This window comes from Streptomyces sp. HD, assembly GCF_028369295.1.
Taxonomy (GTDB): domain Bacteria; phylum Actinomycetota; class Actinomycetes; order Streptomycetales; family Streptomycetaceae; genus Streptomyces.
Genome location: NZ_JAQMYP010000024.1, coordinates 107,944 through 126,384 on the forward strand (window position 1 = coordinate 107,944; position 18,441 = coordinate 126,384).

Genomic DNA, 18,441 nt, shown 5'->3' on the forward strand with positions numbered 1-18,441 from the left:
GCCCGCGATGATCACACACAACGACGACGTGGACTGGGACAACTGGCCGGTGGCGGACTATCTCGCCGAGAACTACCGCGAGGTGCACCCCTCCGACGCCGCGGTCATCACCCACCACTCGGCGTTCTACCGCCGTCTCCCGCCGGGTTCGCTCGGCTGCTCGGTGGAGTTCGGGGCGGGCCCCAACCTGTATCCGCTCATCCTCGCGGCCGGGGCCAGCCGCCGGGTCGACGCGGTGGAGGCGGGCGCCGGCAACGTCGCCTATCTGGAGCGGCAGCTCCTGGTCGAGCCCGACGCGAGCTGGCTGCCGTTCCACGCGCTGTGCCGTCGGCTCAACCCCGACCTGCCCGCGACCCTGGCCGGGGCACTGGCCCAGGTACGCGTCGTGCACGGCGACGTCCGCGAGCTCCCGCCGGGCGGCTACGACCTGGCGTCGATGCACTTCGTCGCCGAGGGCGCCACCGAGGACTACGCCGAGTTCGCCGAGTTCTGCCGGGCGTTCGTCCGGAGTGTGGCGCCGGGCGGGTACCTGGTGGCGGCCTTCATGGAGAACATGCCGACCTACCGCATCGGCCCCGCCTCACGCTGGCCGGGCTGCCCGGTGAACCCGGACCTCGTCACGGAGGTGTTCGCCCCGCTGACCAGCGAATTGGATGTCACCCGCATCGACACCGACCCGACGCTGCCGGACTACGGGGACTCCGGGATGGTGCTGCTGGCGGGGCGCACGCGCTAGCCGAGTTCCAGGGAAGTGACGCCGAAGACGCGCTCCTGGGCGTACGGCCGTACGGGGCCCGTGTACATGCGGGCCGTTTCGAAGGAGGGGGTGAACCCGGCCTGCTCGGCGAGGGCGACGGCCGCCGCATTGGTCTCGGGCACGTCGATGGCGACCTCCCGGCCGGCCGCCTGTGCGGTCAGGGCCGCGAACAGGGCCCGTGCGTCCTCGGCGGTGTCGGCGAAGAGCGGGCCGATGCGCGGGCAGTCGTGGCCGGGGCGGATCACGCCGTAGCCGGTGACGCGGTCGCCGCTGCGGCGGACGACGGCGTGGTGTCCGGCGCCGGTGAGCCAGTGGGCGAGGAAGCGGGGGCGGTCGGCGGGGGTGCAGGTGGCGTCGTACGCGGTGATGTCATCGAGGTCCTGGGGCCGGACGACCCGGACGTACGGTGCCTCGCCGGCAGGTGCGGTGCCGGTGAACCGGAAGGTCCGGTGGGCGAACTCGAAGCCGGAGCGGCGGTAGTTGTCCTGCTGGGCGACGACCCCGTCCAGGCCGACGGTGCGGTTCTCGGCGTGTGCCAGCGCGGTCTTCCAGGTGGTGAGTCCATGGCCTCGGCCGCGTACGTCGGGGCGGACCAGGTACCAGCCCAGGAAGGCGTAGTCGGAGCCGTGGTTGACGACGGAGATCGCCGAGACGGGCTCGCCGTCGATCCGGCCGATGAAGAAGCCCTCCGGGTCCTGCGCGAAGAAGGCGGCGCTGTCCGCGACTCCCGGGTTCCAGCCCTCGTCGACGGCCCAGCTGCGGACGACCGGCCAGTCGTCGAGGCCGGCCTGGGTGATGACGAGGTCTTCGGGGGCCGGAGAGGCCATGGGTGCGCTCCATTCCGTGGGGGGTTCGCGTGCACACGGTGATCGACCGTGCACGCAGCATCCTTTCGGATCGGCCGGGAGGGCGTCACGTCATGATCAAGCCGTTGCCGCACAAGGGGTTACGACCGGACGGGTGTGCGCATGACGAAGGCCCCACCGTCCGCCCGGTGGGGCCTTGCGTGCCGCGCGTGCGAGGCGCGGGTCAGCTCACCGCCCGGGGGCTGAAGCGCCGGTACAGGATGGCGCCGCCCAACACGAGCACCGCGCCGCCCGCCGCGGCCGCGGCGAGGGTCTCGTCCGATCCCGTGTCGGCGAGGGCGCCCCTCGGGCCGTGGGGGACGAACGCGGGCGGCTCCGCCTTCGGACGCGGGTGGTGCGCCCTCGGCTTGGGCGCCGGCCTGGTGCTGGGGGACGGTCCGCCGCCGTTCACCGACTCGTTGCCGGTCGCCTCGTTGCCGACACCGACCACGTTCACGGAGTTGCCGCTGACGTTCACCGGGAGGTGCACGGGGAGCTGGACGGTGTTGCCGGACACGACACCCGGCGAATCCTTTCCGCTTCCCTCGGCCGAGGCCCCGCCGCGCGCGGAGCCCTTCTTTGCGTCGCCGTCCTGGTTGGTGCACTTGTTGCCCATGGCGGGGTTGAGCAGCCCCACCACGTTCACGGTGTTCCCGCACACGTTCACCGGGACGTGCACCGGGAGCTGGACGGTGTTGCCGGACAGCAGTCCCGGGGAGTCGGCCGCGGCACCGTGGGCCGCGGAGGCAGCGTCTGCCGCAAAAGCGGCGGACACCGGGACCGTCACAGCCATCGCGCCGGTGGCGGCGAAGGCGATCACACCGTTTCGGGTAACCCGTTTCATAGGTTCCCTGCCTTCCAGACATGGTCTCGGGCACCTCGCCCGCATCGGATAAAACGCAAGGGAACCAATCGAGTTATGGCTTATCGGCCTTTCACCCCATCGAGTGGCACGCTTGTCGAACTAGTGGCAAAAACGCCCGATAGGAACGCAAGGGGCGCAGAGTACGCCCGTCCGGGCGGTCCCGCACGCCCGGAGGCGGTCGTTCCGGGGCCCGCTTATCGTGATCGAGGACGCCGTTTCCCGGTCCGCGACGGGCGTCCTGGAGGCATTCATGCCGGCAAAGCTGTCAACGCGGCCCATGCTGCGTCGCTGCGCCGTCGCCGGTGCGGCCGGGATCGTCCTGCTCGGTACGGGACTGCCTACGGCCACGGACGACGACAGGCCCGATCTCAACCGCTTCTACCGGCAGAAGGTCGCCTGGGCGAAGTGTCCCGGCGAGGGACTGCCGAAGGACATGCAGTGCGGCAAGATCACCGTCCCCCTCGACTACGCCCACCCGAAGGCGGGGACCCTCGATCTGGCGCTCGCCCGCTACCGGGCCACCGGCGAGAAGCGGGGCTCGGTGCTGCTGAACTTCGGCGGGCCGGGCGGTGCCGGCATCCCTGAATTCGCCTCCGGCGGCAAGGAGTTCATGGAGCTGACGGACGGCTACGACATCGTGACCTTCGATCCGCGCGGCGTCGGCAGGTCGTCGCCGGTCAGCTGCGGGGACCGCGAGGAGAACATCGGGGTGGCGGACGACGGCACGGAGGTCGACCGCGATCCGCAGACCGTGCTCAAGCAGCTGCGGCGGGCGGCCGACGCCTGCGCCCGGCACTCCGGGCCCGTACTCCCCCACATAGGCACGGTCAACGCCTCGCGCGACATGGACGTCATGCGCCAGGCCCTCGGCGACAAGAAGCTCAACTACCTGGGCTTCTCCTACGGCACGCGGCTCGGCGCGGTGTACGCCGCCCAGTTCCCCGAGAAGGTCGGCCGAATGGTGCTCGACGGCGTGGACACGCTGACCGAACCGCTGACCGAGCAGGGCGTGGCGGGCGCCCAGGGCCAGCAGAAGGCGCTGGACGACTTCATCAACTGGTGTGTGAAGGACATCGCCTGTCCGTTCGGGCAGGACGCGCGCGAGGCCCGCAAGCAGGTCGTACGGCTCGTCGAGTCGCTGGACGAGAACCCGGTGCCGTCGGCCTTCGGTGAGCCGTTCACCGGGCAGGACCTGGTCGGCGCGATCGGACACGCGCTCTACAGCGAGGAGTTGTGGCCCTCCCTGGAGCGGGCGCTCGCCTCACTGATCGAGGACGGCGACACGCACACCATCGAGTCCTTCGCCGGCCGGGCCGCCCCCACGGGCCGGGAGGAGACCGCCGACCCCGACGGCGGTCTGGTCGACGCCGAGGACATCCCCCTCGACAACGTTCCGGCGGCACTGATGGCGGTCAACTGCGCGGACGACCCCGACCGCCCCACCGCCGGGCAGATCGTGCGCAACCTCGACCGGCTGCGCGCCGAGTACGAGCAGGCGTCGCCGGTCTTCGGGCTCTACCGGCTCACCGAGGTGCTGATGTGCTACGGCCGCCCCAAGGGCACGGACTTCATCCGCGACGAGGTGAAGGACGTCCACACCCCGAAGGTGCTCCTCGTGGGCACCCGGGGCGACCCGGCGACGCCGTACCGCTGGACCGTGGAGACGGCCCAGCGACTCGGCTCCTCGGCCGTGGTCCTGGACAACAAGGGCGGCGGCCACACCGGATACGGCTCCTCCAAGTGCGTACACAACAAGGTGGACAGCTTCCTGCTGTACGGCACACTGCCGCCCGACGGGAGTTCCTGCGGGCTTGAGGAGGACCGGGAGTAGCGCCGTGACAGTGCACGGGATTGCCCCTAATGCCCGATCGGCGAATCGGTCCTATCGTGCTGTTATGGAGCACGCACTCAGTCCCACGACCCTCGCCGAGCTGCGGCGCCCGCGCCCCTATCCGGCCGTGTCCGTGCTGACGCCCACGCATCGCCGAGAGCCTTATCGCACCCAGGACCAGGTCCGGCTGCGCAATGCCGTGGCCACGGCCAAGAAGCAGCTGGAGGCCGATCCGTCGGTCACCCGCGAGCGGCGGACGGACGTCGAGCGACAGCTCGACCAGGCCCTCGCCGAGGTCGATCTCACCTACGCCGAGGACGGTCTGGTGATCTTCGCCGCTCCGGGTGAGCACCAGGTCTGGTCCCTCGCCCGCACGGTGCCCGAGCGCGTGGTGCTCTCGGACACCTTCCTGACCCGCAACCTCGTCTCCGCGCACGCCGCCGAACGGCCGTACTGGGTGCTCTCGGTCTCCGCCGACCGCGTCACCCTGTGGAACGGCAGCCTGGACCGCATCACCGAGGCCCGCATCGGCGGCTTCCCGCTGACCCGGCGCGCGGAGAACTTCGACGCCGAGCGCCGGGAGCAGATCGGGGACGACCCGAGCACGTTCCGCGACGAGGGCACCCGGCACTTCCTCAAGGACGCGGACTCCGCCATGACGACGGTCCTGCGGGGCAGTCCGCGGACGCTGTACGTCACCGGCGAGCCGGCCGCGCTGTCCCTGCTGGACGAGATCGGCGGCGTCACCAAGGAGGCGGTGCACATCTCGCACGGCGGGCTCGCCCACGGCACCCACCAGGCGGTGTGGCAGGCGATCCGGCCGGTGATCACCGCGGAGGCCCGCAGGAACACCGACGCCGTGACCCGGGAACTCGAAACCGCCCTCGGCCGCAAGGCGTTCGCGGCCGGCGTCGACGAGGTCTGGCGCAGCGCCCGGGAAGGCCGGGTACGGCTGCTGGCCGTCGAGGAGAACTTCCGCGCGACGGTGCGCGGCGAGGACGGCGACCATCTGATCCCGGCCGTGAGCGGCGACCTCGACGCCCGCGAGGACATCGTGGACGAGATCGTCGAGCAGTGCCTGGAGACCGGCGCCGAGGTCCGCTTCGTGCCGGACGGCACACTGGCCGACGCCCGCGGGATCGCGGGGGTACTGCGCTACTGACACCGCGGCGTCGTCCGGTCGCCTCCTCATTCGGCCGGCCGCTCCCGGGTGGCCGGCCCTCCTCACACGCTGCCGAAGAGCGCGCTCAGACCGCGTTCCACGACCGCCCCGAGGTCCTCCTCGCCGGCCGGGACCGCCGCGTACGTGCGCAGCAGGAAGCGTTGCAGCACGCAGGTGTCGAACTGGAGCAGCGCCATGCCGTAGGGCGAGTGCAGCTCCACGACCGTACGCTCGGGCCCGCACGGCCAGATGTGCACGTCCCCGTCCCCGGCCGAGCCGCGCAGCCCCGACTCCAGCAGACAGCGGGCGAAGGTCCAGGTGGCCCCCTGCCCGTCGAGGGAGACCTCGCCCGGGAAGTCGAGGTGCACCGCCAGCGGGTCCGTCGAGGCGTACCGCAGCTTGGCGGGAACCGTGAGTTCGCGTTCCTCGCCGGTGATCAGACGGGCGGGGGCGGACTGTTCGAGGGCGATGTCCATGGGCGGTCTCCCCTGAGGGTCGGAGGTCGGACGCTTTTGCCGCTGTGCTGATACGACCCCGCAGGCGCCCTTCGCATTACGCCGAAGCGGCCCCCATTTATGTGAACTGCGTCACTCACAGGGAGTGCAACCGTCCACCGGGCGGCGACGGCCGCTCCACCCCTAGAACATCCGGCCGTCGAACACGCGGATGAGCGCCGTACAATCGTCCCACCGGACCGTCAAATCGCGTATGCCGCCTACGACTTGCCCCCTTCGGCGACGTACAGCATTCGCACGGCACGAGCCCTCCGTGGAGACTCTGGCATATGCCGGACGCACCACCGTATCGGGTGTTGCCAAATCCCTTACAGCGCGTCGCGGGCTGTGCGACAGTCGTAACGGTCCTTCCGTCATCCTTGGTCGTACCGTCCCGCATCGGAGTGCGTCATGCCGCCCCATGTCTCTGCGGACCACCCCGCCGCCCAGCCGCCCGGACGCGGCCCGGTCGACGCGCTCATATCGCAGACGCGGCGGCTCCGGGGCGACGTGGACGCCGTACGGCGGGACACGCAGAGCGACGGTTCGAACCCGCGGGAGCGGTGGCAGCGGGCGCTGTGCGATCTCGCCCTGCATCAACTCAACGACCTGGACGAGCACTTGGCGCAGCTGCGGGACGGCCCGTCCGCCGCCTCCCCGGCTCCCGCTGCCGCGCCGGCCGACCGAGCAGCGGCGCCCGCTTCCCGGACGGGTGCACTGCTCAGCCGGGTCGGCAGCGCGGAGTGGAACCTGCTGACGGACGAGGCCAGTTGGAGCGGCGAGCTGTACCAGATCCTCGGGCGTGACCCCGCCGCCGCGCCGCTCACCCTCGACGAGCTGCCGGCCCTGGTGCTCGACGAGGACCGGCCGATGCTGACGTCGATGGTCACCCACTGCCTGGTCGACGCCAAGCCCATCGACGGGGAGTTCCGGATCGTCCGGCCGGACGGCGAGGTCCGCACCGTGCACATGATGGGCGAGCCCGTGCTCGACTCCGACGGCAGCACCGCCTCGATGTGGGCCGTGCTCCGGGACGTCAGTGAACTGCGCCGCAGCCAGCACGCGCTGAGCGAGACCCGTGACTCGCTCCAACGCGACCGGCACCACGCGCAGACCGAGCACCGGCTGGCGGTCGAGTTGCAGGAGGCCGTGCTGCCGCCGTGGCGCGGCTCCCTGCGGCTCCCGCACCAGGGCCCCCGGACACTGGACCTCGCCGCCCGCTATCTGCCGTCGTCGACCAGCGCGCTGATCGGCGGCGATTGGTACGACGCCCTTGAACTGGCCAACGGCGACACACTGTTGAGCGTCGGCGACCTCACCGGGCACGGCGTCGCGGTGACTTCGGGCATGGCGACCCTGCTGGGCGCCGTACGCGGTATGGCGATGGCCGGCACCCAGCCGGGCCAACTGATGTCCTGGCTCAACCAGTTGCTCGACGCCACCGTCCAGCCGGCCCTCGGCAGCGCCGTCTGCTGCCGCTACCGGCCGGACACCCGCACCCTGACCTGGGCACAGGCCGGACACCCCGCCCCGCTGCTGTTCCGCGACGGGACGGGGCACCGGCTGAACGCGCCGGACGGCGTCCTGCTGGGCGCCACCTCGGGTGCCGTCTACGCGCAGGCCGAGGAGAGCCTCCGGGTGGGAGACCTGCTCCTGCTGCACACGGACGGACTGGTGCCGAGGCACAGCCGAACGGACTCCGTGCACCGCCTCCTCGACCTGGCCCCCCGCTTCGGCGGGGCACACAGCGCACAGGACTGCGTACGGCTGGTCGTGGAGGAGTTCGGTGAGAGTGAGCGCGCGGACGACGCCTGCGTACTCGTGGCCAGGGTGATGTCGTAGGACGTACGGGGATCGGGCGCACAGGCCCCCTATGCCTGTGCGCTACGCCTGTGCGCTGTTGCCGCTGCCCGGCTTCTTCGCCTTGGGCAGCGCCAAGCGGATCTCCTCCCGCAGTTCGTGGATCTTCGGATAGCTGGAGTACTCGGCGGTGAGCCGGTACATCTGGCGCAGCCGGTCCCAGGTGCGGCCGGAGGAGTTCGAACCCATCGACATCAGGGCCAGCCGTGCGTACCGGTCCGCCTGTTCGGGGTCGTCCGCGATGAAGCAGGCGGACGCCATGGACAGATGGTCGAAGATCTTCGAGCGCTCCCGGCCGTCGATGCGCAGGGCCAGGGCCTTCTCAGCGTAGTGCTGGGCGTGCGCGGCCGCGCCCGGCTCGAACTCGGCCAGCGTGCGGTAGGCCAGGGCCTGCATGCCGTACAGATCCTCGTCCTTGAAGGTCTGCATCCAGCTCGGCGGCGGCACGTCGCCCCGGTCGGAGACGAAGAGGTCCTCCGCCTGTCCGAGGGTGCGGCGCATGGCCTGGCCCTTGCCCATCGACGCCTGCGCCCAGGCCTCGATGGTGTGGAACATGGCCCTGGTGCGCGGCAGCACCTCGTCGCCGGAGCCGGACTGGGCGAGTTTCATGAGGTCGAGTGCGTCGTCGGGCCGGCCGAGGTGCACCATCTGGCGAGCCGCTCGCGAGAGCGCCTCCCCGGCGCGCGGCCGGTCGCCGCCCTCTCGGGCCGCGTGGGCGGCGATGACGAAGTACTTCTGCGCCGTTGGTTCCAGGCCGACGTCGTGCGACATCCAGCCCGCGAGGACGGCGAGGTTGGCGGCGACGCCCCACAGGCGCCGCTGCAGATGTTCGGGGTGTCGGTAGGCGAGCATGCCGCCCACCTCGTTGAGTTGGCCTACGACGGCCTTGCGCTGCAGCCCGCCGCCGCGGGCCGCGTCCCAGGCCCGGAACACCTCTACCGAGGCCTCCAGCTCCTCGATCTCCTGTGATCCGATGGGGGCGGCCTCGTAGCGGTCGAGCCCCACGGGGTCGGCGTGCAAAGGGTCGTCGAACTGGGGGGCGTCGGCCCTGAGGGCCGGGTCGGTGTGCAGCCAGTCGTACATGGCGCTGCTGAGTGCGGATCCCGCGGCGAGCGCGGCACCCGCGCCCACCAAGCCGCGTCGGTTGAGCATGAGGTCCATTCCCGTGAATTCGGTGAGGACCGCGGCGGTTCGCTCGGGCGCCCACGGCACACCGTCGGGATGCTCCACATTCCCGGCGTCCTGCCGTTTCCCCGCACGCCCGTGCCGGACCAGACCGAGGTCCTCGATGGTCACGACACGGCCGAGACGCTCGGTGAACAGGGCCGCCAGCACCCGCGGCACGGGATCGCGCGGGATCTCTCCCATGTCGATCCACCGCCGCACCCGCGAGGTGTCGGTCGCCAGCTGGGGGTGGCCCATGGCCGCCGCCTGCCGGTTGACCAGCCTCGCGAGCTCGCCCTTGGACCAGCCGGCCAGGCCGAACAGGTCCGATAGGCGGGTGTTGGGTTCTCCGCTCACGTCAAGCCCCCAGGTTCTCGGCTGAGTTGACAGTAGCCCCGTGAGAGTTGCCTCGGGACTATTCGCCAGGGTTCGCCAGGGTGCGCCAGATGGTGTGCCACTGGGCATCGGGTGTCAGGTAGGAACGCGCCACCCCGACCCGGTCGCCGAGGGACATTCCCCAGGGTGCACCCGGGCGGCCGGATCGGGCAGCGCTTTGACGTCGCAGGCACACGAAGGGATCTGTCTCTCCCATGTACGCAGCATCGTCCTCCGTGTCCGCCCCGCCCCGGTCGCTGCGAGCCCGTCCGGCGGGCAGCGGCCCCTACCTCGACCCCGCGCGGCCGACGGCCGCCCCCGCTCCCGTACTCGGTGCGGGTCGGCCGCGGCGCGCGCCGGGGCTCGGCACCCAACCGCTCAGCGGGAGACTCGACTTGTCCGGCCCTCAGGGCGCCCAGCTGCGTACGGCGATCGCGTCGGTGCACCGGATCTGCCCGGAGTTCACCCCGGTTCAGGTACTGCGCCGCAGCGGGCGGTCCGTCCTTCTGGTCGGCACGACCGGGCGCAGCACGGCCGTAGCCAAGTGTTTACTGGACCACTCCCCTACGTGGGCCGAGCGGATCCGGCACGAGATAGCGGCATACCGCTCGTTCGTCCGGCACCGTCCCCCGGTGCGTGTGCCGAGACTGATCGCGGCGGATCCGGACAACTGCACACTGGTCATCGAGCGGATGCCGGGGCGGGTCGCGGCACTGCAGCGGCACCCGTTGGAGGCGCCGCCGCGGGCGGACATCCGGGCGGCACTCGGAGCGATCTGCCGGCTCAACTCGTGGCGGCCGCCCGCGGGCACGTTCGACGCGCCGCTGGAGTACGCCGAACGGATCTCCCGGTTCCATGAGCTGGGTCTGCTCACCGACCGGGACATGGGCGATCTGCAGAAGCTGCTGCACGGCATCGCGGCCTCCGCGGGCCGGCAGGGCATGGGACAGTTCTGCCACGGCGACGCGCTGCTGTCGAACATCCTGCTCTCACCGGCCGGTCCAGTGCTGGTGGACTGGGAGCACGCGGGCTGGTACCTGCCGGGCTACGACCTGGCGACGCTGTGGTCGGTGCTCGGGGACGCGCCGGTGGCCCGGCGGCAGATCAGCCAGATCGCGCAGTCGGCGGGCCCGGCGTCACGGGACGCGTTCCTGGTGAACCTGATGCTGGTGCTGACGCGTGAGATCCGTACCTATGAGACGGCCGTGCAGCGTTCGATGCACGACCCGACCCCGGCGGCACCGGGAGTGGCCCACCCGGGTGCTGCGCCGTCCGGCGAGGAACAGCGGCTTCTGCTGAGGCGGCTGCACGACGACTGCCAGCTGGCCCGCCGGGCCGTGCGAGCGGCGGTCGGCACTCGCTGACGGGGACGAAGGCCCGCGGTACGCGCTGAGACAGCGACGTACCGCGGGCCTTCGTGTGTCCGTTCCTGCGTACGGCGGCCATGACTTCCTCCATATGGCCGTACGGCATGCACAGGTGTACGCCACTGACGCCGCGCAGGCCCGGCGGCCGTCGCGGCGAAACTCCCGGGAATCACGGTTGACAAGGGAATTCACCCGGCCCTTGGCATGATTGACGGATCGTCGGACAGCCGGTACCACTGACGCACGCCCGGCCCCGCACGGCTCATCGCGCCCGACCGTCCCAGGAGGCTGCATTGCGAGGATCCGTCACCGCCATGGCCGCCGCGACACTGCTGGTCCCGTTGCTCGGCGCGGCCCCGTCCAACGCCCGGGACACGGGGGACCGTCTCCAGTCGGCCTTCGCGTCCGCCGCCGCCGAGTACCACGTGCCGCAGAGTGTCCTGCTCGGCGTCTCCTATCTGCAGTCCCGCTGGGACGCGCACGGCGGGGCGCCCAGCGTGACCGGCGGCTACGGCCCGATGCACCTGACCGACGCGCGCACCGCGCTCACCGAGCAGGCCCCGCACCACAGCGAGGGCTCGGAGGACCCGCGCGGCGACAGCGCCCGCCCACCACTGCATCCGAAGGCGACGCCGCCGAAGAACTCCGAGCTGCCGGCCCGCCTCAGGACGCTGCCCAAGGCGGCCGAACTGACCGGACTGAGCGCGGATCGGCTGCGCAAGGACCCGGCCGCCAACGTGGCCGGCGGCGCCGCCCTGCTCGCGGCCCAGCAGAAGGCCCTCGGCCGACCGCTGAGCTCCGATCCGGCGGACTGGTACGGCGCGGTGGCCCGCTTCTCCGGCGCCGACGACACCGCGACGGCGGCGGCGTACGCGAACGACGTCTACGCCGTGCTGCGCACCGGCCACAAGCGCCGTACGGACGCGGGCCAACTGGTCGCCCTGGCCGCGCAGCCGCGCCTCTCCCCCGACACCGGGCAGTTGCGGCGGGCGGGACTGCGCACGCTGGAGACCGGTGAGACCGAGTGCCCGCCGACGGTGTCCTGCGAGTGGGTCCCGGCACCGTACGAGCAGTTCGGTGAGGGCGACTACGGCAACCACGACCTGGGGAACCGTCCGGCGTCGCAGAACATCCGGTACATCGTCATCCATGACACGGAGGGCACCTGGGACGGCGTCCTCAAGATGGTGCAGGACCCGACCTATGTGTCGTGGCAGTACTCGCTGCGCTCCACCGACGGCCACATCGCCCAGCACGTGAAGGCCAAGGACGTGGCCTGGCACGCGGGCAACTGGTACATCAACGCCAAGTCGATCGGCCTGGAGCACGAGGGCTTCCTGGCACGGCCGGACGCCTGGTACACGGAGGCGATGTACCGGTCATCGGCCCGGCTGGTGACGTATCTCGCCGCCAAGTACGGCATCCCGCTGGACCGGCAGCACATCCTCGGCCACGACACCGTGCCGGGCGGGACCTCCTCGGCGGTGCGCGGCATGCACACCGACCCGGGCCCGTACTGGGACTGGCGGCACTACTTCGAACTGCTCGGCCGCCCCATCGTGCCCACCGCCGGCCCGTACGGCGGCCTGGTGACGATCCGCCCCGACTACGCCACCAACCGGCCCGAGTACACGGGCTGTGTCACCGCGGGCGAGCCCTGCGCCGACCACGGTTCGAGCGCGGTACGGCTGTACTCCGGGCCCGGCGAGTCGTATTCCCTGATCAAGGACATCGGTCTGGGCACGACCCCGAGCAAGGGCGTGAACGACCTGTCCTCGCGGGTCTCGACCGGTCAGCAGTACGCGGTCGCCGGCCGGGAGGGCGAGTGGACGGCGATCTGGTACCTGGGCCAGAAGGCGTGGTTCAAGAACCCGCGGAAGGGCCCGACCGCGGTGAGCGCGGCCGGGCCGGTGGTGACGCCGAAGGACGGCGTGACCAGTGTGCCGGTGTACGGGCGCGCCTATCCCGAGGCCTCCGCCTATCCGGCGGACGTGCCCGCCCAGGAGGTGTCGCCGCTGCCGTACACGCTGCCGGCGGGGCAGCAGTACGCGCTGGGCGACAGTGTGTCTGGCCAGTACTACTACGCGGTGTCGTTCGACGATGCCTCTCACCGAGTCGTGATCGGCAAGGACCAGTACTACGAGATCCAGTTCGGTCACCGGGTGGCGTTCGTGCGGGCGGAGGATGTGCAGGTGGTGCCGTCGGGTTGGTGACGGCAGGTCCGCGTCAGTCCTCCCGTTCCCAGGTGTGGCGCCGCCCGGCGACCGCTCTGAAGGTGAGATCCCCGTCCTTGAACAGGTCGCTGCGGACGGTGAGTTGACGCGTGCGGGACGCCTTGAGGGTGATGCGGGTGGCCCGGCCGTGGGCCCACTCGATGTCGAGGGTGGCACCGCCGCGGGCGCGCAGTCCGCGCACCGAGCCGGCCGGCCAGGCGGCGGGCAGGGCGGGCAGCACCTCGATGACGTCGTGCTGGCTCTGCAGGAGCATCTCCACGACGCCGGAGGTGGCGCCGAAGTTGCCGTCGATCTGGAACGGCGGGTGGGTGTCCCAGAGGTTGGGCAGGGTGGAGGACCTGAGCTGCTCGCGGAGCATCTTGTGGGCGTGGTCGCCGTCGCGCAGCCGGGCCCAGAAGTTGATCTTCCAGGCCTTGGACCAGCCGGTGCCGCCGTCGCCGCGTGCGGTCAGGGAGACCTTGGCGGCCTCCGCCCACTTGCTGCCGGGTTCGATCTGTCGTCCGGGGTGGAGAGCGAACAGGTGGGAGACGTGGCGGTGGGTGTCGGCGGGGTCGTCCAAGTCCTCCTTCCACTCCTGGAGTTGGCCCCAGGATCCGATGCGCAGCCCGGGGTCGAGCCGGTTCAGCGCCTCCTCCACGCGGCGGCGGAAGTCGGGTGTGTCGCCCAGGATCCGGGCCGCTTCGAGGGTGCTGGTGAACAGGTCGTGGACGATCTGCTGGGACATGGCGGCGCCGGCCGTGAAGTCGCCGTGCTCGGGTGAGTAGCTGGGGGTGACGACCAGGGTGCTGTCGCGTGGGTCGGTGCGCAGGTTGTCGAGCCAGAACTCGGCGGCCTCCTTCATCGCCGGGTACGCGGTGCTGCGCAGGTAGTCGGTGGAGCCGTTGAACCGGTAGTGCTCGTACATCTGCTGGGTGAGCCAGGCCGCCGCCTCGGGGAACCAGAACGCGGTCGCCCAGTCGTGCACGCCGGTGAACCCGTACGGGTTGGTCTCGTTGTGCACGACCCAGCCGCGCGAGCCGAACATCTCCTGTGCGGTGCGGCGCCCGGGTGCGCGCAGTGCCTGGACGAAGCGGTCGTACGGCGCTGTCGTCTCGGCGAGGTTCGCGGCCTCGGCGGGCCAGTAGTTCATCTGGATGTTGATGTTGGTGTGGTAGTCCGCCGACCACGGAGGCGAGGTGCTGTTGTTCCAGACGCCCTGGAGGTTGGCGGGCAGCGAGCCGGGGCGTGAGGAGGCGATGAGCAGGTAGCGGCCGTACTGGAAGTAGAGGGCTTCCAGGGCACGGTCCGCCGCACTCGTACCGCCGGTGTAGGAGGAGAGCAGCCGGTCCGTGGGTACGTCCGCCGGGAGTGACTGCCCGATGTCCAGGCCGAGTCGGCCGAACAGGGCACGGTGGTCGCGCAGGTGGCGGGCGAGCAGTGTCTCGTAGCGGTCGCCCGCCCGCTGTACGGCACGGGTGACGGCGGTGTGCGGGTCGGGGCCGCGGTAGTCGGGGTGGGTGTCGGCGTAGTCGGTGCCCGCGGCGAGCACGAACCAGGCGCTGTCGGCCCCGGTCACGGTGACGGTCCCGTCGGCTTGGGAGGTCACGGTGCCGCCCTGGGCGCGGACCCGGACCTGTGCCTCGAAACGCAGCCCGTTGTCGGCGAGCGCGCCCCGCACGGTCAGGGTGCCGTCGGCCGCGGTGGCGGTGAAGTCGGCGCGGGGCGAGGTGTGGCGCAGGGTGAAGGTGACGCTGCCGGGGCGGTCGGCGTGGAGTCGGCCCACGATCACGCCGTCGGGGTGGGAGGCGAAGAAGTCCCTTTGGTGGCGGACGCCTTGGTGGGTGTAGGAGACCGAGGCGACGGCTGCGTCGAGGTCGAGCGCGCGACGGTAGTCGTCCGGTGTCGTGGTCGGTGCGCCGGGCAGGTCGAGGTGGAGGTCGCCGAAGGTCTGGTGGGAGCCGTAGCCGGTCCGTGGCTGGCCGAGCCGGTCGGCCACGGACTCGGGGGCGAGCTTGGTGCGCGCGTCGAGGTCGTCCTGGACCGCGGTGATCGCGCCGGGGCGGGGCTCGCGCCAGTTGCCGTGGTCGTAGCCCTGCGCGGAGCCGGGCCCGCCGGTCCAGAGGGTCTTCTCGTTGAACTGCAGCCGTTCGGAGGCGAGGGTGCCGAACACCATGGCACCGAGCGCGCCGCTGCCGATGGGCAGGGCCTCGCGTTCCCAGTCGGCGGCCGGGGCGGCGTACCAGAGCACCGACGGCCCCGTGGACACGTCGGCCGACACATCGGAGGAATCATCGGCGACGGCTTCTGCGATACCCGCCCCAAGGGCCAGCCCGCCGGGTCCTCCGACCGCCCCTCCGACCGCTGCCTTTAACGTATTTCTTCGGGTGATCCCCTGAGACTCATACGACATGACCCCTCACGCTAGAGATCCGATGACTCTGCGGCAAGGGTCATGACAACACAAACAAGGCCCCGATCAATCGGGGCCATGACTGTCCGGGGGGGGTGACCGGCGGTTCAGCCCTGCTGGAAGAGCTCCGCGGGCAGCGGCTTCAACAGGGCGTACAGGTCGTCGGTGATGGGGCGGTCCCAGGCGGCGATGGTGACCAGGACGTTGTCGCTGCGGTCGAACTGCACGCAGGAGATCCGGCTCTCGGAGAGCTTCAGACGGCGCACGATCAGGAGGTTGTCGCCCTGCATCACCGGCACGTCCTCGCTGCCGACGACGGTGATCTCCTCGTCGTTCTCCAGGGCCAGCAGCAGCTGCGCGACCTCGAACGGGATCTCGCCCTCGGTGACCTCGCGGGCCGGCGAGCCCTCCGGGAGGTTGCCGATGATCATCGCGGGGCCGCGGCCGCCGAAGAGGTCGTAACGCAGGAAGACACCCTGACAGCTGCCGTCCGGGGCGGGCAGCAGCCCGGCGCCCAGATTGCCCGGCCAGTCGCCCGGGTCCATGGCCAGTACGTCGAAGTCGGGCCCGGCGGGCGTGGCACTGCGGCGGCGGAGGAACGACATGTCGCCATGGTACGTGGCCGAACCTGCTCCGTGACGTGCGGGCAGAGGTTCGGGCGTTGCTCCCCCACCGCTCCCGCACCCGTGGGCGCGGGGTCGCGGCTGCCCTGCCGCGCGGCCGGACGCCACGCAAATCCGTTGCCGCCCGGCAGGGGGCGCCCTACGGTCGCGATCATGCTGCCTCCGGTGGAAACGGACGAGGAATGGGACGCGGTCGTCCCCGACGAAACCGTCATGCGGCCCGGCGCGGAGGACCTGTGTGCCCGCCTCGGCCTGGCCGGAACCCCGCTGATCCGTTTCCCCGACGGGTCGCAGCCGGTGTACGCCGTGGGCGACGAACACGTCCTCAAGCTGTTCCCCGGCGCGGCCGCCCGGGACGGCGAGGCCGAGGGCCGGGTCCTGTCCCATCTCCAGGGGCTCCTGCCGGTACCGACGCCGCAGGTGCACGACGCGGGCGGGTACGAGAACGGCTGGCGGTACGTACTGATGTCACGCCTGCACGGCGAGAACCTGGCCGGCGTCTGGAACCGCGTTCCGCGTGCCGACCGCGAGCGCCTGGTGGCCGAGATCGGTGAGGCCCTCGCCGTGCTCCACACGGTCGATCCCGGGCCACTCGAAGACGTCCTCGGGCCCGGGGACTGGGGCGCGTTCGTGGACCGGCAGCGTGCCGGGGCCGTGGAGCGGCAGCGTGGACGCGGGCTGTCGGCCGAGTGGCTGGAGCAGATCCCCGAGTTCCTCGGCTCGGTCCCGCTGCCGCGCACTCCACGGCGTTCCTTGCTGCACACCGAGGTCATGCGGCAGCACTTCCTAGTCGATCCCGACGGCTGGCGGCTGACCGGCCTCTACGACTTCGAGCCGGCCATGATCGGGGACCGGGCCTACGACTTCGTCGGCGTGGGCGTGTTCGTCACGCGGGGCGACCCGTGGCTGCTGGCCCGCCTCGCCAACGCGTACGGCACCGTCTTCGACCCGGACGAGCTGCTGGCGTACACCCTGCTGCACGTGTACAGCAACCTGCCTTGGTATCTACGGGAGTTGGGCGCCCCGGCCGACGGCACCCTGCCGTCGCTGGCCCGGGCCTGGTTCGGCATCGAGTGACCGGGCCGGGGCACCCGACCGCGCGGCGGGCCGGGCCGCTCATCCCTCGGGCCGTGCGGGCGGCACCACAGCGATCGGGCTCGGGGCGTGCAACAGGACCGCGTGGGTGACCGAGCCCATCATGCGGGCGGGGGCCAGCAGGCGTCGCCGGTGCCGGCCCACGACGACGAGGTCCGCGTCCCTGGAGGCCGCCACGAGGTGACCCGCCGCGTCGCCCGGGGCCACGTACGGCTCGGCGTGGACGTCCGGGTGGCGTCCGCGGTGCGGGGCGAGGAAGCCCTCGGCGAGGGTGCGGGTCGCGGCCTCGACGGCGTCCTGATCCTCGGACGGCTGCATGACCTGCGCGGTCACCGCCGTCCAGAGGTGCAGGGGCCATGCGTAGGCGGCGACGACCTGGAGGCGGGCGCCGCGCAGGGCGGCCTCCGCGAAGGCGAAGGACAGCGCGGCCTCGTCGGGGCTGTCGACCTGAAGGCCGACGACGACCCGCGGCCCCGGCTCGACGGGCATCCCCTCGTGGACCGGGCGCCCCGGCTTGGGCACCACGACGACCGGGCACTCGGCGTCGCGTGCGGCGGCCATGCCGTTGGAGCCGAGCAGCAGTCCGCTGAAGCCGCCCCGGCCGCGACTGCCCAGGACCAGCAGTCCGGCGGTGGAGCTCAGTTCCGGCAGCACCGCACCGGGCACCCCCTCCAGCGCGAGGTACTCCATGACGGGCCGCTCGATGCGGCCCTCCAGATAGCGGCGTACCCGGTCGAGCACCGGATCGTCGTCCGGTGTGGGCTGCCCGGCGGGCAGGACCTCGGGCCCGGCCCAGGATGCGTACTGCTGCACGTGGACCACCCGCAGGGGCGCCTCGCGCACCAGCGCGGTGTCGAAGGCCCAGTCCAGCGCGACGAGGCTGTCGTCCGAACCGTCGACCGCCGCGATGACCGGCAGGGTGCTCATGGGTTCCTCACCTCCGGAATACGACCTTCCCGATCCCGGGGCCAGCCTGGCTCAGGCGTCGCCCTCAGGGGGGTCCTCAAGGTCACGTGTCCGGAAAAACGGGCGGAACACACCCGGATCGGCCCGAAGGCGGCCGGCGTGCGGGGCGACCGCCCGCCGGCTCACCCGGGCCCGTGCGTCACGTCAGGTCGAACTCGCCCTCCCTCGCACCCGACACGAAGGCGCCCCACTCGGCGGGGGTGAAGATCAGGGAAGGGCTCTCCGGGCGGCCGCTGTTGCGCATCGCGATGAAGCCCTCGACAAAGGCGATCTGGACATCGCCCACGCCACGGCTGCTTGAGTGCCACTCGGCGCTGCTGAGGTCCAGCTCCGGCTTGTCCCAGCCCGCGAGCGGCGGCTGCTGCTGGATGGTGCTCTCGGCCACGTCCGTGCTCCTCCCGGTTCGTCGTCCGC

At 71.5% G+C, this 18,441-nt stretch carries 15 protein-coding genes; 7 read left to right on the top strand and 8 right to left on the bottom strand.

What is annotated here, in order from left to right; genetic code table 11:
- The first annotated feature begins 7 nt into the window (after positions 1 to 7).
- Entirely contained in the window at positions 8 to 736 is a 729-nt protein-coding gene (locus tag POF73_RS23670) for a class I SAM-dependent methyltransferase (RefSeq protein ID WP_272118756.1), read from the top strand.
- Here the strand turns inward: POF73_RS23670 and POF73_RS23675 are convergent.
- Entirely contained in the window at positions 733 to 1,584 is an 852-nt protein-coding gene (locus POF73_RS23675) for a GNAT family N-acetyltransferase (RefSeq protein ID WP_272118758.1), read from the bottom strand. The genes POF73_RS23670 and POF73_RS23675 overlap by 4 nt on opposite strands.
- 202 nt (positions 1,585 to 1,786) lie before the next feature.
- Positions 1,787 to 2,446, bottom strand: coding sequence for a chaplin (locus POF73_RS23680; protein WP_272118761.1), 660 nt, complete (start codon positions 2,444 to 2,446; stop codon positions 1,787 to 1,789).
- A gap of 271 nt (positions 2,447 to 2,717) precedes the next feature.
- Here POF73_RS23680 and POF73_RS23685 point away from each other — a divergent pair, with 271 nt between their 5' ends.
- Positions 2,718 to 4,298: an alpha/beta hydrolase gene (locus POF73_RS23685; protein ID WP_272118763.1), complete on the top strand. Its 1,581-nt coding sequence runs from the start codon at positions 2,718 to 2,720 to the stop codon at positions 4,296 to 4,298.
- Between the two features lie 64 nt (positions 4,299 to 4,362).
- Positions 4,363 to 5,460 (top strand): baeRF3 domain-containing protein, encoded by a 1,098-nt coding sequence (locus tag POF73_RS23690; protein ID WP_272118765.1) that lies wholly within the window; start codon positions 4,363 to 4,365, stop codon positions 5,458 to 5,460.
- Positions 5,461 to 5,522: 62 nt separating this feature from the next.
- Here POF73_RS23690 and POF73_RS23695 read toward each other — a convergent pair whose 3' ends face one another.
- Positions 5,523 to 5,936 carry an SsgA family sporulation/cell division regulator gene (locus POF73_RS23695; protein WP_272118767.1) on the bottom strand — a complete coding sequence of 138 codons (414 nt, stop codon included), beginning with the start codon at positions 5,934 to 5,936 and terminating at the stop codon, positions 5,523 to 5,525.
- A gap of 429 nt (positions 5,937 to 6,365) precedes the next feature.
- On the opposite strand from POF73_RS23695, the gene POF73_RS23700 reads away from it, so the two are divergent.
- Positions 6,366 to 7,796, top strand: a complete 1,431-nt coding sequence (locus POF73_RS23700; RefSeq protein WP_272118769.1) for a PP2C family protein-serine/threonine phosphatase — start codon at positions 6,366 to 6,368, stop codon at positions 7,794 to 7,796.
- A gap of 42 nt (positions 7,797 to 7,838) precedes the next feature.
- Here the strand turns inward: POF73_RS23700 and POF73_RS23705 are convergent, their stop codons facing one another.
- Positions 7,839 to 9,335, bottom strand: coding sequence for a DNA-binding protein NsdB (locus POF73_RS23705; protein WP_272118771.1), 1,497 nt, complete (start codon positions 9,333 to 9,335; stop codon positions 7,839 to 7,841).
- Positions 9,336 to 9,568: 233 nt separating this feature from the next.
- On the opposite strand from POF73_RS23705, the gene POF73_RS23710 reads away from it, so the two are divergent.
- Both POF73_RS23710 and POF73_RS23715 read left to right on the top strand, forming a co-directional pair.
- Positions 9,569 to 10,717 carry an aminoglycoside phosphotransferase family protein gene (locus POF73_RS23710; RefSeq protein ID WP_272118773.1) on the top strand — a complete coding sequence of 383 codons (1,149 nt, stop codon included), beginning with the start codon at positions 9,569 to 9,571 and terminating at the stop codon, positions 10,715 to 10,717.
- A gap of 317 nt (positions 10,718 to 11,034) precedes the next feature.
- Positions 11,035 to 12,933: an N-acetylmuramoyl-L-alanine amidase gene (locus tag POF73_RS23715; RefSeq protein ID WP_272118775.1), complete on the top strand. Its 1,899-nt coding sequence runs from the start codon at positions 11,035 to 11,037 to the stop codon at positions 12,931 to 12,933.
- A 13-nt stretch (positions 12,934 to 12,946) separates the two neighbouring features.
- Here POF73_RS23715 and POF73_RS23720 read toward each other — a convergent pair whose 3' ends face one another.
- Entirely contained in the window at positions 12,947 to 15,181 is a 2,235-nt protein-coding gene (locus POF73_RS23720) for a glycoside hydrolase family 95 protein (RefSeq protein ID WP_272118821.1), read from the bottom strand.
- A 269-nt stretch (positions 15,182 to 15,450) separates the two neighbouring features.
- The gene (locus tag POF73_RS23725; protein ID WP_272118777.1) at positions 15,451 to 15,948 is read right to left on the bottom strand and encodes a hypothetical protein; all 498 of its coding nucleotides are present in this window, start codon (positions 15,946 to 15,948) and stop codon (positions 15,451 to 15,453) included.
- A gap of 171 nt (positions 15,949 to 16,119) precedes the next feature.
- Here POF73_RS23725 and POF73_RS23730 point away from each other — a divergent pair, with 171 nt between their 5' ends.
- Entirely contained in the window at positions 16,120 to 17,043 is a 924-nt protein-coding gene (locus tag POF73_RS23730) for a phosphotransferase family protein (protein ID WP_272118780.1), read from the top strand.
- Between the two features lie 39 nt (positions 17,044 to 17,082).
- Here POF73_RS23730 and POF73_RS23735 read toward each other — a convergent pair whose 3' ends face one another.
- Together POF73_RS23735 and POF73_RS23740 are read right to left on the bottom strand one after the other, a co-directional pair.
- Positions 17,083 to 17,988, bottom strand: coding sequence for a universal stress protein (locus POF73_RS23735; protein WP_272118781.1), 906 nt, complete (start codon positions 17,986 to 17,988; stop codon positions 17,083 to 17,085).
- Between the two features lie 178 nt (positions 17,989 to 18,166).
- Complete coding sequence (locus POF73_RS23740; protein ID WP_272118783.1) at positions 18,167 to 18,412, bottom strand: DUF397 domain-containing protein; 246 nt, start codon at positions 18,410 to 18,412, stop codon at positions 18,167 to 18,169.
- Positions 18,413 to 18,441 lie beyond the last annotated feature (29 nt).